Below are 15386 nucleotides of genomic sequence, written 5' to 3' on the forward strand. Positions count from 1 at the left end.
TGGACCCCTCACCCGGAGTACCGCGCGATGTTGCATGCCAGTCTGAAGTCCCGTCGTTCCGTTGCCACGCTGGCCGTGGCCATCGGCCTTGCCCTCGCCTCCCAGGCCCACGCCGAGGCGTCAGCCGATGCCGCCGCCAAGCAGATGGACACCGTGGTGGTCACCGCCACCGGCGCCCAGCAATGGATCCGGGATGCCCCCGCCAGCATCAGCGTGATCACCCGCGAGGACATCGAGCGCAAGCCGGTCAGCAGCATCGGCCAGCTGCTGAGCACCGTGCCCGGCGTGACCGGCGGTTACGCGCTGTCCGGTGCGCAGTCGAAGATCCGGCTGCGCGGCCTGCCCGAGCAGTACACACTGATCCTGATCGATGGCCGCCGCCAGGGCAGCTCGGCCGGCGTGAACTATCGTGATGACCTGGGCCCGCAGGATCTGAACTGGCTGTCGCCGGACATGATCGAACGCATCGAAGTGGTGCGCGGCCCGATGTCCTCGCTGTACGGATCGGACGCGATGGGGGGTGTGATCAACATCATCACCCGCAAGATCGCCGACCACTGGGGCGGCTCGGCCACCTTCAACTACAGCAAGCCCGATTCGGACACCCGCGGCAACACCACGCAGATGGGAGCGCTGTTCAGTGGCCCGCTGACCGACAACCTGGGCGTGCGCATCGGCGCCAACGTCACTGACCGCGAATCTGACCGCGGCGCGCGGCAGACACCGGGCAACAAGGCAGCGAACGCCAACGTGCTGTTCAACTGGCGCATCAGCGACAGCCACGTCGTGGGCGTGGAGGCCTCGCGCGGAACGCAGCGCAACAGCGGGGCCGGCCAGGTCAACAGCTGGGGACTGTCCAAGCTGGTGCAGACCGGCTACGTCATCCGCCATGACGGCACCTACAGCGACGCCACCACGTCGAAGACCACGCTGGTGCAGAACGAATACGAAGACAAGGGCAGCGACGTCGGCAACCGTTCGAAGGAAACGGTGTTCGATACCGCCTTCAACACCGGCTTCCACTGGGGCGTCGAGCACAGCCTGAATGTGGGCGGGCAGTGGAAGCGCGAGGAGTTGGAGAACAGCGACACCATCGGTACCGTTCCGGTCACCTGGACGGGCAGCGGCCGCATCAGCCCGACCAGCGAGGCCGACTCCTGGGCGCTGTTCGCCGAGGACCACCTCACCCTGCACGAGCGCTTCGTGCTGACCCTGGGCCTGCGCTGGGACAACACGGAAAACTACGATGACAACCTGAGCCCGCGCATCTACGGCGTCTGGCACCCGGCCGACGCATGGACCGTGCGCGGTGGCATTTCCAAGGGCTTCCGTGCCCCCAACCTGAAGCAGGGAACGGCCGGCGCTGCGACCCAGTCCGGCGGCAACGGCTGCCGTGCCCTGACCGCCGAAGGCTGGAGCAGCCGTTCGGTGAATGCCGACGGCACGCGCGGCTGCTACATGGCCGGCAACCCCAACCTGGAACCGGAGACCAGCACCAACTACGAGCTGGGCGTGGGCTTCGACCGCGAGGGCTGGTCGGCCTCGGCCACCTACTTCCTGACCAACTTCGACGACAAGATCGAACAGGTGCCGCTGAGCCAGATCCCCGGCCAGACCACCAGCTTCGTCAACGGCTACTGGTGGACGGTGGCACAGAACATCCAGAAGGCACGCACCCGCGGTGTGGAAGCCAGCGTGACCGTGCCGCTGCACGAACGCCTGAACTGGACCACCCACGCCACGCGCATGCTGGAATCGAAGAACCGCACCACCGGCGCCACCCTGCTGGTAGTACCGGAGCTGACCGCCAACACCTCGCTGGAATGGCAGGTGACCGATGCCTGGTCGTTGAATGCCAGTGCGCAGCACATCGGCAAGCAACTGGTATCGGCCACCAGCGCCACCTTCGCCAAGGCGTACACCACCTGGGATCTGGTGACCGGCTTCGACGTGAACGAGAACCTGACCCTGCGTGCCGGCGTCCTGAACGTAGGCGACGTGTCCACCATCGACGAAGGCAACAACTACGACGGCGGCGCGCGCACCTTCTTCGTGGGCGCCACCGCACGGTTCTGATGCAGCACTGGCTCGGATCCCTTCGCGCAGCGAAGGGATCCTGCCGTGCATCCGCGGCCCTGCCTCAGCGGAACAGCGCGTTCAGCGCCGCACCCGATGCTGCCGCCTGCAGGCCATCAAAGCGGCCTTCCTGCTGGATGGGATCGGTGGCCCGCATCAATCCCCCCCACGCCGCACGGGCCAACGCCCCGCCCAGGCTGACCCGGCGTACCCCCATCGCAGCGATGTCCTGCAGCGTCAGTGACGTCGGTCCGCCCACCAGCAGGTTCACCGGCTTGCCGCCGGCCGCGGCCACCACCGCCTGGATCTGTTCGGCCGTGGTGATGCCCGGTGCGTACAACACATCGGCACCTGCGGCCGCGTAGGCACGCAGGCGCTGCAGCGTGTCTTCCAGATCCGGTACGCCCACGAAGAAGTTTTCCGCCCGGCCCACCAGCAGCACATCGGCCGCGGCGCGATCGATGGCCGCACGCGCCGCACGCAGGCGTTGCACGGCCTCCTCCAGCGGGCGCAGCGGCGCGTCGGCCAGACCGCTGGCATCTTCAATCGACAGAGCGGCGATGCCCGCATCCAGGGCCGCCGTCACGGCCTCAGCCACGTCCTGTGGCGTGGCGCCGAAGCCATCGCCGAAGTCTGCGTTCACCGGCAGGTCGGTGGCGGCCACCATCAGCCGCAGGTGGTCAAGCGTCGCCTGCAGCGATACCGCACCATCGGGGCGACCTTCGCTCCATGCACATCCCGCGCTGGTGGTGGCCAATGCCAGGAAGCCCTGCCGCTGCAGGTAGCGCGCGCTGCCGATGTCCCACGGATTGGGCAATACGAAGCAGCCCTGCGCATGCAACTGCCGGAACGTGGCACGTCTGCGGGCAGTGCTGGCATCTGCGCTGTTCATGGCGGGTATCCGTGCGGTGAGCTGACCACCCTATCCGGGCCGCGCACAGGACTCAACGCACCTGCGGCGCAGCATCAGGTGATGCCACCGGATCATTGGACGCGGCCCCCGCATCCGTCCGACGGTGACGGTCCGCCGTCCACGGAAACAACCATGCCGCGCTCCCCGCATTCTTCTGACGCCATTGCTGGCGACGACACCGATGCACACCAGGCCGCGCCGTTCTCACCCAGCCGGCGCCGCCTGATCGCATCGGCCGGCCTGGCCGCAGGTGGCCTGGCCGGCGCCACGAGTCCGGCCGCCGCAACACCGGCCCGAGAGGTGGCGAACACGACCGCACCGGGGCGTCCCGGATTCCAGGCGATCGTCCCGCCGCCGGCGCAGGGCCGCAGTCCCTGGGGACAGGACACCGCCAGCGAACCGACCCCACGACCGCGCAGCACACGCCCGGGCGAATCGCCATTGCCGACCCTCCCACGCCCCTACACCGACATCAAGAGTTACCACGCCCACATCTATTTCGACGAGGACACCTCGGCCAAGGCCGCACTGATCCGGCGCTGGGTGGCGGAACGCTTCCCGGTGGAACTGGGCAACTGGAATCCGGAGCCACGCGGCCCCCATGTCACCCCGTCCTTCTACTTCGGCTTCACCAACGATCTCCTGCCGGTCGTGGTGCCATGGCTGCAGCTCAACAGCCTGGGCCTGACGATCCTCATCCACCCCAACACCGGCGATGGGCGCGCCGACCACCTGCACTACGCGCTGTGGGTGAACCGCGCGCAGCCGGTGAACGCCTACGACTGGCCCGCGCCCCGGCCGGGCGAGCAGGAGCCGCTGGAACAGGTGTTCCCCAACGTCGTGCCGACGCGGCCGCTGGAAACCTGAGCAGACCCGCCCGGCCTGGCCGGACAGGAGCGGTCGGCCGCCATCGTCGGCGTACGTGCGGGTATCAGCAGCCGTCGCCGCGTTCAGCGCGCCTTGAGGCGCTGCCCGGCATACGGGCACAAGCGCTTCCAGCGATTTCAAACAATTGATTGAAACGCGGCAAACTTCGCCGAACTGGACAGCATCGGCCGCTTCCGCCAGACTGCCGCCCTTTCCAGTCGATCGGATCCCATGGCGAAGCTGCTGGTCCTGCACGGCCCCAACCTCAACCTGCTCGGTACCCGCGAGCCGGAGGTCTACGGCCACACCACCCTGGCCGACATCGACCAGGCGCTGGCCCGCCAGGCCGACGCCGCCGGGCACGTGCTGGAGAGCCTGCAGTCCAACGCCGAACACGCGCTAGTGGACCGCGTACAGGCCGCCCGCACCGACGGCACGGCGTTCATCCTGATCAACCCGGCCGCGTTCACCCACACCTCGGTCGCCCTGCGCGATGCGCTGGCGGCCGTGGCCGTGCCGTTCATCGAAATCCACCTGTCCAACCCGCACGCCCGCGAACCGTTCCGCCAGCACAGCTATTTCAGCGACAAGGCGGTCGGCGTGGTGTGCGGCTTCGGCGCCGACAGCTACCGCTACGCGATGGACGCGGCGCTGCTGCGGTTGTCCGCCACCTGATTGTCGACCCGGGCGCCCACGGCGCTCTCCTCACCTAGATAGAAACCCAAGAGGCCCTCATGGATCTGCGCAAAATCAAGAAGCTGATCGACCTGCTGGAAGAGTCGAACCTGGCCGAAATCGAAATCAAGGAAGGCGAAGAGTCCGTGCGCCTGTCGCGCGCGCCGGTCGCCGGCTATGCCGCCCCGGTCGCCGCTCCGGTGTATGCCGCCCCTGCCGCGCCGGCGCCGCAGGCAATGCCGATGCAGTCGCCGACCGAAGCCTCCACCGGCGGCACCGCCAAGCCGGGCCCGGCGCTGCCGGAAGGCCACGTGCTGCGTTCGCCGATGGTCGGCACCTTCTATGCCTCGTCCGCTCCGGACAAGCCGGCCTTCGTCACCGTGGGCCAGCAGGTCAAGGAAGGCGAAACCCTGGCCATCATCGAAGCGATGAAGATGTTCAACCCGATCGAAGCCGACGCGTCCGGCACCATCGTCGCCATCCTCGGCGAGAACGGCCAGCCGGTGGAGTTCGACCAGCCGCTGTTCGTGATCGGCTGAGGGGCACGCCATGCTCGACAAAGTCGTCATCGCCAACCGAGGGGAGATCGCGCTGCGCATCCTGCGCGCGTGCCACACCCTGGGCATCCGCACGGTGGCCGTGCACTCCACGGTCGACCGCAACCTCAAGCATGTGGCCATGGCCGACGAGTCGGTCTGCATCGGCCCGGCGCCGTCGCCGCAGAGCTACCTCAACATCCCCGCCCTGATCGCCGCGGCGGAAGTCACCGATGCCCAGGCCATCCATCCGGGCTACGGCTTCCTGTCGGAGAACGCCGATTTCGCCGAGCGCGTGGAGGAATCCGGCTTCATCTTCATCGGCCCCAAGGCCGACACCATCCGCATGATGGGTGACAAGGTCGAAGCCATCCGCGCCATGAAGGCCGCCGGTGTGCCGTGCGTGCCCGGCTCGGGCGGCCCGCTGGGCGAGGACATCGTCGCCAACACCAAGATCGCCCGTGAGATCGGCTACCCGGTCATCATCAAGGCAGCGGGCGGCGGCGGCGGTCGCGGCATGCGCGTGGTGCACGCCGAAGCCTCGTTGAAGACCTCGATCGAAACCACCAAGAGCGAAGCGAAGGCGGCGTTCGGCAATGGCGAGGTCTACATGGAGAAGTTCCTGGAGAACCCGCGCCACGTGGAGATCCAGGTGCTGGCCGACGGCCAGGGCAATGCCATCCACCTCGGCGAGCGCGACTGCTCGATGCAGCGCCGTCACCAGAAGGTGGTCGAGGAAGCGCCGGCACCGGGCATCACCGCCGAGCAGCGCGAGCAGATCGGCAAGGTCTGCGTGGAGGCCTGCATCCGCATCGGCTACCGCGGCGCCGGCACGTTCGAGTTCCTGTACGAGGACGGCCGCTTCTACTTCATCGAAATGAACACCCGCATCCAGGTGGAACATCCGGTCACCGAAATGGTCACCGGCATCGACCTGGTGGCCGAGCAGCTGAAGATCGCCGCCGGCCAGAAGCTGTCGATCAAGCAGAGCGACGTGGTGCTCACCGGCCATGCCATCGAGTGCCGCATCAACGCCGAAGATGCTGAAACCTTCGTGCCGAGCCCGGGCACCATCACCGGCTTCCATCCGCCGGGCGGCCCCGGCGTGCGCGTGGACACCCACATCTACAGTGGTTACCGCGTGCCATCGAACTATGACTCGATGATCGGCAAGCTGATCGTGCACGGCCCGGACCGCGAAACCGCGATCGCCCGCATGCGGGTGGCGCTGAGCGAAATGGTGGTCGACGGTATCAAGACCAACATCGCCCTGCAGCAGCGGATCATGCGCGACAAGGGCTTCCAGGCCGGTGGCCAGAACATCCACTACCTGGAAAAGCGTCTGGCCGAGCGCAAGAACAAGCCGATCGCGCTGACCTGATCGGCACAGGTGCCGGACATGAAAAGGGCGGGGATATCCCCGCCCTTTTCTGTTTTCTGCAGCGCCTTCCCCCGCGCCCGGCGTACCGGGAAACGCAGCCGCGCGTGAGGGCCCGGCGCTGCAGGATCGGTGTCAGTGCCTGTCGGCCGCGGTTGCCGGAATCTGCGAGTTCGGCAGCGGGCGCACGCCATTGGGCGAGGTCGGATCGACGATCACCATGGTCTCGGTCGAGCCATCGGGCCAGACCACCTGGAAGGTGCTGCCCGCCGGCAGCGATGCGAACGGCACGCCGCTCTGCGCGCGATAGACCGCAGCGACCTGGCTGGCGCCGGCGCGGCGCAGGTCTTCCTGTGCCTTCACCGTGGTCAGCTCCACCTTCGACAGATGCCGGTAGCGATCCTCGTAGGTATCGATCATCAACAGGCCCACCGCGCCGGCCGAATAGGCCACGAACAGTGCCACCCAGAACCAGAACTTGGCCCCGTGAAGGAATCGACGGTAGTTCATGGCCTGCTCCCCCTTCCAATCAATCGCTTGATCCATTCGTTCATCTTCCCAGCACCTTGCCGCGAAACCGCAGCGTCATACACGAAATCCCGGAAATCCTGCGTCTCATCCTGCGAACAGATCCCTCCATTCGCACAAAAACTGTTGACCAGCACGCTGTCGGCCCCACACGGTAGACCGAGTTCGCAGGCCGCAAGCCGCCACGCCATTTCGCTGAGCTGCTCGCCGGCCACCAGCCCGTCCAGTGCACTGTCACCGGCGGCGCGCACGCCCATTCCCGGAGCGAGGGCCATGAATGCCTCCGGATCGCGCGACAGGCGCACGCGCTCGACCAGACCACGGCGGTAGTCCGCGCTGTCGTGCAGCGGCTCACCTTCAGCGAACAGCGCAGCTTCGGCCGCCAGATTGCCCTGCGCGGCCGCCTTGCGACGCTCTGCCAGCACCAGCGCCGCGCCCAGTTTGTCGCCGGGCACGAACCCGCCGCAGCGCTGGGCGACGCGCTCGCGCGCATCGACCATGGCCGGTGCGGCACTCAGGCCCAGCCCCGCCAGCACGTTGTTGTCCAGGCGATACCCGCCCGGATCGACCGCGTACTGCGCGCAGTAGTCATACACGCGGCTGAGCATCCAGCGCGCTTCGTGGTTGCCACCGTCGGCCTGCGCGCGCAACCGCTGCGCATAGGCGAACAGATCGGTGGCGCCCTCGATGTCGGCCCGGATGTCCAGCGGCAGGCCGGACGGCAGTGCGCCGCCCCGCTCGAAGGCCGCCAGACGCCGCGCCAGCGCCTCGGGCATGACCGGCATCGTCGTGCCATCCTCGTTGCCCGTCACCTGCGCCGTCGGCAGCCCGGAGGCCGCCACCGGCGACGATACCGTGCCCACGTGCCCGCTGGCCCGATACCCGGCCACGCCCAGCACGGCCACCGCCGGCAGCACGAGCAACCAGGTTTTCAGTGTCGGAGCGAGGGCCATCGGCAACGGAAGCGTCGGGGGCGCACAGGAAAGCGCGCAGTTTAGCAAGGCCCGGCAGGCCTGTCTGAACGGGGGCCGTTCATCTCAGAGCATACGGAGACGCCCCGATGGTCTAGCATGGCCCCCTTTCCCGCGATTGCCCCCGATCCCATGCCGTTCCTGGAACTGACCCTGCGTTGCACCGAAGCCACCCAGCCCCGCTATGAGAATGCGCTGGAGGACGTCGGGGCGTTGGCCGTGACCCTGCTCGATGCCGAGGCCGACACCAGCAACGAGCAGGCGATCCTGGAACCGGGCGTGGGCGAGACGCCGCTGTGGGACAGCCTGGTGCTGACGGCGCTGTTCCCGGCTGACAGCAACGCGCTGTTGCTGCTGGCGGCGCTGGAAGCGTTCGACCCGGAACTGGACTGGAGCGGTGGCAGCTTCCGCGCCGTCGAGGACGAGGACTGGGAGCGTGCCTGGCTGGACCAGTTCCAGCCGATGGACTTCGGCAGCCACACCTGGATCGTGCCGTGGAACCATGAGCTGCCGGAGGCGGCGCAGGCCGCCGACGCGGCCGTCGTCCGGCTGGACCCGGGCCTGGCCTTCGGCTCCGGTACTCATCCCACCACCGCGCTGTGCCTGCGCTGGCTGGACCAGCTGGCCGTGGACGGCCAGCTGCAGGGCCAGCGCGTGCTCGATTTCGGGTGCGGCTCGGGCATCCTCGCCCTGGCTGCGCTGAAGCTGGGCGCCGCCGAGGCGATCGGCGTGGACAATGATCCGCAGGCCCTGGTCGCGACCGCCGACAATGCCGAGCGCAATGGCGAGCAGGGCCGCATGCAGGTCTATCTGCCACAGGACGAGCCGGTGGCAACCTATCCCATCGTGGTCGCCAACATCCTCGCCTCGGCACTGGATGCCCTGGCCGAGCTGCTGGCCGCGCGCGTGGCCGGCGGTGGCCGCATCGCACTGTCGGGCATCCTGCATGGACAGGAGCACGAACTGCTGCAGCGTTACAGTGCCTGGTTCGACGACCTGCAGGCGACCCGCGATGGCGACTGGATGCGCATCACCGGCGTGCGCCGCGCCTGATCGTGTTTGAATGAGCGCTCGACCCGAACCCGCACCGTGAGCATGTCCGAGCCGACCCCCGCACGACGTCCACTGGCCACCTTCCTGCGCCCCGCGCCGGAAGGCGGAACGGCACCTGCCGTCGAGGCGCACGTCGATACGCCTGCACAGGCCGGTCCGGCGCCCGAACCCACTGCGGCGGAGATCGAACATGCGCCGGCAGCGGCGGTGATCACTGCGCAACCCGTTCCGCAGCACACCGATGATGTGCCCCCGCATGCCGCGGCGGTGGCATCACCATCGAACCATGACGCACCCGGTTTCCTCGCCCGTGCACCTTCACGCTCGCGCCCGGCGCCGCGCTGGCACTGGCTGCTGGTGGCGGGGCTGGCGGCGCTGCTGATCCTGCAGAGCGTGCTCGCCGACCGCGCGCGGCTGGCCGCCGATGCCGGCCACCGCACATGGCTGGTGGCGCTGTGCAGCGTGCTGCGCTGCAGCCTGCCCGCCTGGCACGAACCCACCGCCTTCACCATGACCAGTCGCGACATCCGCCCGCTGCCTGATCAGGCCGGCGTACTGCAGGTCCAGGCCAGCATCCGCAATGACGCGCGATGGCCACAGGCCTGGCCCGACCTGCGGCTTTCGCTGTCCGATGCGGACGGACGGGTCATCGGCAGTGACGTTTTCAGCCCCACGCAGTACCTCGGCGAGAACCCGGGTACCGCCGTGCTGGAACCGGGTCAGAGCGCACACATCGCGTTCCGCGTGCAGGAGCCTGCGGCGTCCACTGTCGCATTCACCTTCGAGTTCCTGTGATCGGGACGAAGGCGACCAGCCATGGCAGGTCGGGCACGCTCGCGCTAGACTGACAGCCACCACCTCATCCGGCCGCGCGCTCCGCGTGCACGGGCCAACCAGATCGGGAACCCCCTTGAACGCTGTCCTTTCTCGTCCTGACAACAGTCGTGGCGCTCCCCGGCCACCGCTGCGCGAACACGTCGCCCAGTCCGTGCGCCGGTACCTGCGCGACCTTGATGGCTGCGATGCAGACGACGTCTACGAGATCGTGCTGCGCGAGATGGAGATTCCGCTGTTCGTGGAAGTGCTCAACCACTGCGAAGGCAACCAGAGCCGGGCCGCGGCGATGCTGGGCATCCACCGTGCCACGCTGCGCAAGAAGCTGAAGGAATACGGCATCAGCGCCTGAGCGCGGATGGCGACGTCGTGGAAGCGGGTCACCCGCCGCCGCCCGCCTTCCAGTAGTACCGCACCACGTGGAAGAACACCGGTGCGGCGAAGCACACCGAATCCAGCCGGTCGAGCATGCCGCCATGGCCCTCGATCATGTGGCCCCAGTCCTTGATGCCACGGTCGCGCTTGATCGCCGACATCACCAGGCCCCCCCAGAACCCCATCAGGTTGATCAACAGCGACAGGCCGAACGCCTGCAGCGGCGTGAACGGCGTGATCCACCACAGCGCAGCGCCCACCACGCTGGCACTCAGCACGCCACCGATGAAGCCCTCCACTGTCTTCGATGGCGACAGCCTGGGTGCGATCAGGCGCCTGCCCAGCAGCTTGCCCCAGATGTACTGCAGCACGTCCGAGGACTGCACCACGATCACCAGGAACGCCAGCAGCAGCACGTTGCGCGCGGGCTCATGCCCGGGCACACGCAGGTTCAGCAGCAGGGGCACGTGCGAAATGCAGAACACGCAGATCATCAGCCCCCACTGCACCTTGGCCGTGCGCTCCAGGTAATGCGTGGTGTCACCGCCGATGGTGGCCAGGATCGGCAGGAACAGGAACGCATAGACCGGAATCAGCAGCGTGTACATGCCATACCAGTCGATCCACACCAGGTAGTACTGCCAGGGCAGTACGATGTAGAACGCCGCCAGGAGCGCGTAGTAGTCACCTGACCGGGTGGGTGCCAGGGTGATGAACTCGCGCAGGGCAAACAGCGAGATGATCGCGAACAGCACGATCACCCCGGCCCGGCCGAACAGCAGCGCCAGGCCGACCACGATCGCCATCACCCACCAGGCGCGGATGCGCGAGACCAGATTGGCGATGACCGCGCTGGGCCGTCCACGCTGCCGCCAGCGCAGGGTCTCGGCCACCAGCGTCGCCAGCACCAGCACCGCGCCGACCCCGGCGAACAGCAGCCCGGTCTGCTGGCCCACGCTGCGCGCGGCGAGGTCACCCGATACGGCGATCAACCCGCTCATGCGCGTCCTCCGTCCGGCGCCAGATCCAGCAGCGCCTGGCGGCTGCGCTCGAGAAACGCCGTCTTGTCCTCATCGGCCTGCAGCCGCAGCGGAGTACCGAAGGTGGCCGTGCACAGCAACGGCAACGGCAGGAACCGTCCCTTGGGCATCACCCGCTTCAGGTTGTCGATCCACACCGGGACGAATTCCAGTTCCGGACGCTGCCGCGCAAGATGGTAGATGCCACTCTTGAACGGCAGTAGCGGCTCATCGCCGACGTTGCGCGTGCCTTCCGGGAACAGGATCAGTGAGCACTCCGCATCCACCGCGTCACGCAGCGCCTGCAGCGGATCCTGCTGGCGGCGCGCCGCTTCGCGCTCGACCAGCACGCCGTTGAACACCGCATCGATCAGGTAGCGACGCAGGGCATCGCGCTGCCAGTATTCGGCGGCTGCCACCGGACGCACCTGCCGCCGCAGTGCCGGCGGCATCGACGACCAGATCAGCACGAAATCCCCGTGGCTGGCGTGGTTGCCGTAGTAGACACGGCGCTCGCTGGAGGGCGCGCAGCCGAGCCACAGCGCCCGCGCGCCGGTGAGCACATGGATGGCGCCACTGCAGGCGCGGGCGATCAGTTCAGCAAACATCGATGTCTCTCCTCAGGTCTGCGGCCACAGCACGGCCACCAGCAGCGTGGCGAACTGCAGCAGCGCCGCCGCGTACTGGCGCAGCAGCAGGCCCCGCATGCCCGCCCAGCGCGCATCCCATCCGCGCGTAGGCGCCTGTGCGTCGCGGCGGCGCAGGCCGGCGACATGCAGGGCCGCGTCCACCCGTTCGGCCGCCGCCTCACCGTGCAGATTCTCCTGCAGCAGCAGCTGCAGGAGGCTGGCGTCCAGCTGTACGCGCACCGCGTAGTACGCCTGCACCATCCCCGCCGCCACGCTCAGCAGCAACAGGCCGGCCGCGAACATCGCCAGTCCCGGCTCGATGCCCAGCAGCAGCAACGCCACCAGCAGCAGTCCCAGCGACAGCGCAGCGGGCAGCCGGCCCTGGCGCAGCAGCAGGCGCATCATCGGCAGGTCGACAGCGAGGCTCATGCGGGGCTCTCCGAGGTGATGGCGGCCTGGATGGCGCGCAGGTGGTCGTCATGCAGAACGATGGAGGGCCGCGCGGCACGTATCCGTGCAACCGCCTCCGCTGCGTCCCGTGCCCGGCCGCTGCACAGCAGCCAGGTCGCTACGCTGGCCGCACTGCGCGAATAGCCCAGGGCACAGCACACCAGTACTGGCCCCTGCATGCGCAGGCGTTCGATGGCGGCAGCGGCCTCGCGCAGCTGCGCCGGCGAGGGCACCACCATGTCCAGCATCGGAACGCTGGCATACGCAGCACCTGGCGCCCGGCACGACAGCTCTGCGCAGGTATCGACCACGCCGTGCAGTGGCGACGCCAAGGCCGCCCGTGGAATCCGTCCCAACCACACGCCATCGGCCACCGCCGAGGGCTGCGGTGCCCGCCATGTCCATAGCCGCGAATTGATCCAGGCGGCGCCCAGGTAAGGCGCGAGCAGCCAGCGCGCGGCCATGGTCAGGCGCCCGTCGTCGCGCTTCTGGAACATGGCCGTGCCCAGTCCGGCGTACGCCAGCGCCACCAGCAGCAGCGAGATCGCCGGCCACAGCAGCCACAGCAGCCACAGCGCAGTGTCTCGCAGCGCCAGCGCCGGCACCAGCAGCACGGCGGCACCCAGGAGGTAGAGCAGCGCCAGCCGCCACCGCGCGGGATCCTCCGCGGACTGCCAGGCACGCAACGGCGGTGTTCCCTGGTCCGGCCACAGCCACACGCACAGCCAGCCCACCAGCAGGCCGGTGGGAATGTCGATGAAGTGATGCTGGAACGTGGTCAGCACCGAAATGCCGATCAGCAATGCCCACGCATGCAGCACCAGCCGCCAGGCGCCCTGCAGGTAGTGGGCGAACTTCACCCACAGCACGATCAGCAGCACGATGTGCAATGACGGCGCCTGGTTGAAAGGCTTGTCGAACCCCAGCAGCACTTCGAACAACCAGCCATAGGCACCGCCCGTCTCCGGCCGCTCGAAGCTGAAGCGCAGCGGCCACAGCAGAAAGCAGGCCACTGCGATCACCTGTGCGCTGAGCAGCCGCAGCGCATGGCGGTCCAGCTCCAGGCGCTGCCGGCACAGGAAGAACGACACCGCGTAGAACAGGTCGATCGACCAGTACGGCACGATCGTCCAGGGCACGAACGGAATGCGCGTCTCCCAGTCGAACACGACAACCGGAACCACGTCGTGGCGGCCGGCCATCCAGTTGGCAAAGCCATAACTGGCAAAGAAGAACGGGCCCAGCACCGCCAGCCACAGCAGCGCGCGGCGCCACGGACGCGGTGCATCGGCAACGATCGGCGTTGCGGTGATGGCCATCAGGCGACCCGACGCGCCAGCGATACGGTGAAGATGCCGAACGCGTCAATGCGCTGGGTCACCTTCTCAAAGCCCGACAGCCGCACCAGCTCGTCCATCTCCTGCTGGGTGCGCCGTCGCATGACCCAGGCCGCGCCCCCGCGGTGGCTGGTGAGTGCACGGGCGATGAATTCCAGCTGCGGGTGCCAGGGCTGGCCGGTATAGGCCAGGTAGCCCCCCTCCGTCACCACCGCGGCAATACCCTGCAGCGAACGCAGCACGGCGTCGTTGTCGGGGAACAGCTCGTACAGCCCTGAGACCACAGCCAGCGTCGGCGCGGGTTCCACCGTCGCCAACGACGCCGGATCGAACGCGTCGCCCTGCTCGAAGCGGGCGATGTCGGCGGCTCCCAGCCGTTCGATCAAGGCCTGGCCCTGGGTCACATTGAGCGGGCTGAAATCACGCAGCACGATGCGGTCGGCGCGCTGTTCGCCCTGGCCCAGAGCTTCCAGCACATACCGGCCATGGCCGGCGGCCACGTCCAGCACCTGCACCGGCAGATCCTGACCGCGCAGGCGCATGGCCGCATCACGCAGCAGTTCCTGCAGGTGCTGGCCACGCACGCGGATGCCGCGCCAGCCGATCGCATCGAGGTAGTTGCGGTCGATCATCCGCCCCAGCGGCCCCTTGCCGCGCGCTTCGTCGCGGTAGATGTAGTCCAGCGTGCTGCCGGAGTCGAAACCGGTCTGCAGGCCCAACGCGATGCCTTCGGACAGGGTGCCGCCCAGGCGCAGGCCCGCACGCACCCCGCGCCAGCGCAGGTCGGCCAGGCTGTTGCGTTCCGGAGGCCAGGCCAGGATCTCCGACTCCTCGAACGTCGGCCCATGCCGATGCGCGTCGCGCCGCGACAGCGTGCGCAGCGGTTCGGCGAAACGCGCCTGGATGAAGTCGCGGATGCGCGCCAGTGCCGGTGCACGATCGCGCTCGCCCAGCGTGTCGTGGAAGAAACCCGGCAGGTACACGCGCTCCTTGATCGGACTGGACAGGCGCTCATAGAAGCGGTCCTGCGGACCACGGTGCACCACGAAGTCGGAGCCGGACACCAGCAGTTGCACCGGCACGCTGATCGCCTGCGCGTCGGCCACGATGCGGTCGGCGGCTTCATACAGGCCCAGCAGCACGCGTACCGAGATCGGCCGGGTGATCAGTGGATCGGTGCGGTAACTCTCCACCCGTGCCGGATCATGCGTCAGCCACTGCGGCTTGACGTAGCTGTTGACGAAGAAATTGCCGCGCAGCTTCTGCATCAGGGCCAGGCCTGGACGTGCGAACGGCACATACAGCTTCACCTTGAATGCCGGTGACGCCAGCACCAGCGCGCGCAGGCGGGGGGCATAGTCGTGTACCCAGGTCGCAGCGATGACCGCGCCCACGCTCTGCGCGACCACGACGATGTCCTCGACCGCGATGCCGTGCTCGCTGCCGATGTGGGCGATGAAGCTGTCCAGGTCGCGCACCAGCGCAGGGAAGCCCGGTGCGTCGCCACGCTCGCCCGGCGAGCGGCCGTTGCCGCGCGCGTCCCAGGCGAAGAAGGCGATCTCCGGCAGGTCCAGCTCGTCGACCAGATGGGCGACCCGCCCTGAATGCTCGTGGCCACGATGCAGCAGCACGATGGCCCGGACCGTGCGCCCCGGTGGTGTGCCTGCGGCCGCAACCGGCCAGTGCCGGTAGAACAGCGGTACTTGGTCGAAGCTGTGGAATTCCCGTTCCTGCACCTGACGCAT

At 68.1% G+C, this 15386-nt stretch carries 16 protein-coding genes; 8 read left to right on the plus strand and 8 right to left on the minus strand.

The annotated features are described in order from the left end of the window. Positions 1–27 precede the first annotated feature (27 nt). On the plus strand, positions 28–2076 hold the full coding sequence (locus tag ACVOMM_RS07470; protein ID WP_081284364.1) for a TonB-dependent receptor domain-containing protein: 2049 nt from the start codon (positions 28–30) through the stop codon (positions 2074–2076). A gap of 64 nt (positions 2077–2140) precedes the next feature. On the opposite strand, the gene ACVOMM_RS07475 is transcribed toward ACVOMM_RS07470, so the two are convergent. After that, entirely contained in the window at positions 2141–2968 is an 828-nt protein-coding gene (locus ACVOMM_RS07475; RefSeq protein ID WP_481526079.1) for an isocitrate lyase/PEP mutase family protein, read from the minus strand. A gap of 153 nt (positions 2969–3121) precedes the next feature. On the opposite strand from ACVOMM_RS07475, the gene ACVOMM_RS07480 reads away from it, so the two are divergent. The 4 genes from ACVOMM_RS07480 to accC all read left to right on the plus strand — a co-directional run bounded on the left by ACVOMM_RS07480 (position 3122) and on the right by accC (position 6448). Continuing rightward, positions 3122–3856, plus strand: a complete 735-nt coding sequence (locus tag ACVOMM_RS07480) for a DOPA 4,5-dioxygenase family protein (RefSeq protein WP_111186283.1) — start codon at positions 3122–3124, stop codon at positions 3854–3856. A 231-nt stretch (positions 3857–4087) separates the two neighbouring features. Beyond that, complete coding sequence (aroQ, locus tag ACVOMM_RS07485) at positions 4088–4531, plus strand: type II 3-dehydroquinate dehydratase (RefSeq protein ID WP_053515684.1); 444 nt, start codon at positions 4088–4090, stop codon at positions 4529–4531. A 59-nt stretch (positions 4532–4590) separates the two neighbouring features. Continuing rightward, positions 4591–5070, plus strand: a complete 480-nt coding sequence (gene accB / locus ACVOMM_RS07490; protein ID WP_053515682.1) for an acetyl-CoA carboxylase biotin carboxyl carrier protein — start codon at positions 4591–4593, stop codon at positions 5068–5070. 10 nt (positions 5071–5080) lie between these two features. After that, on the plus strand, positions 5081–6448 hold the full coding sequence (gene accC, locus ACVOMM_RS07495) for an acetyl-CoA carboxylase biotin carboxylase subunit (protein WP_014648613.1): 1368 nt from the start codon (positions 5081–5083) through the stop codon (positions 6446–6448). Between the two features lie 132 nt (positions 6449–6580). On the opposite strand, the gene ACVOMM_RS07500 is transcribed toward accC, so the two are convergent. Beyond that, the gene (locus ACVOMM_RS07500) at positions 6581–6955 is read right to left on the minus strand and encodes a hypothetical protein (protein WP_065174417.1); all 375 of its coding nucleotides are present in this window, start codon (positions 6953–6955) and stop codon (positions 6581–6583) included. Then, a complete protein-coding gene (locus tag ACVOMM_RS07505) occupies positions 6952–7926 on the minus strand; it encodes a hypothetical protein (RefSeq protein ID WP_180875472.1) in 975 nt (324 codons plus the stop codon). Before ACVOMM_RS07505 ends, ACVOMM_RS07500 begins: the two co-directional genes overlap by 4 nt. Positions 7927–8076: 150 nt before the next feature. Here ACVOMM_RS07505 and prmA point away from each other — a divergent pair, with 150 nt between their 5' ends. From prmA to fis, 3 genes are all read left to right on the plus strand, one after another. Then, a complete protein-coding gene (gene prmA / locus ACVOMM_RS07510) occupies positions 8077–8997 on the plus strand; it encodes a 50S ribosomal protein L11 methyltransferase (protein WP_481526084.1) in 921 nt (306 codons plus the stop codon). Between the two features lie 42 nt (positions 8998–9039). Then, positions 9040–9792, plus strand: a complete 753-nt coding sequence (locus ACVOMM_RS07515; RefSeq protein ID WP_322522625.1) for a DUF3426 domain-containing protein — start codon at positions 9040–9042, stop codon at positions 9790–9792. A 115-nt stretch (positions 9793–9907) separates the two neighbouring features. Further along, complete coding sequence (gene fis, locus ACVOMM_RS07520; RefSeq protein WP_005419706.1) at positions 9908–10183, plus strand: DNA-binding transcriptional regulator Fis; 276 nt, start codon at positions 9908–9910, stop codon at positions 10181–10183. 28 nt (positions 10184–10211) lie between these two features. On the opposite strand, the gene ACVOMM_RS07525 is transcribed toward fis, so the two are convergent. The 5 genes from ACVOMM_RS07525 to ACVOMM_RS07545 are packed head-to-tail and all read right to left on the minus strand — an operon-like array spanning position 10212 to position 15386. Then, the gene (locus tag ACVOMM_RS07525; RefSeq protein ID WP_053515673.1) at positions 10212–11207 is read right to left on the minus strand and encodes a phosphatidate cytidylyltransferase; all 996 of its coding nucleotides are present in this window, start codon (positions 11205–11207) and stop codon (positions 10212–10214) included. Continuing rightward, on the minus strand, positions 11204–11833 hold the full coding sequence (locus ACVOMM_RS07530) for a lysophospholipid acyltransferase family protein (RefSeq protein ID WP_053515671.1): 630 nt from the start codon (positions 11831–11833) through the stop codon (positions 11204–11206). Before ACVOMM_RS07530 ends, ACVOMM_RS07525 begins: the two co-directional genes overlap by 4 nt. Before the next feature lie 12 nt (positions 11834–11845). Next, a complete protein-coding gene (locus ACVOMM_RS07535; RefSeq protein ID WP_481526080.1) occupies positions 11846–12283 on the minus strand; it encodes a hypothetical protein in 438 nt (145 codons plus the stop codon). Further along, positions 12280–13623: a phosphatase PAP2/dual specificity phosphatase family protein gene (locus ACVOMM_RS07540; RefSeq protein WP_481526081.1), complete on the minus strand. Its 1344-nt coding sequence runs from the start codon at positions 13621–13623 to the stop codon at positions 12280–12282. The genes ACVOMM_RS07535 and ACVOMM_RS07540 overlap by 4 nt, the downstream gene beginning before the upstream one ends. Beyond that, the gene (locus ACVOMM_RS07545; RefSeq protein ID WP_197600793.1) at positions 13623–15386 is read right to left on the minus strand and encodes an alpha/beta fold hydrolase; all 1764 of its coding nucleotides are present in this window, start codon (positions 15384–15386) and stop codon (positions 13623–13625) included. The genes ACVOMM_RS07540 and ACVOMM_RS07545 overlap by 1 nt, the downstream gene beginning before the upstream one ends.

Source organism: Stenotrophomonas sp. STEN009, assembly GCF_056760395.1.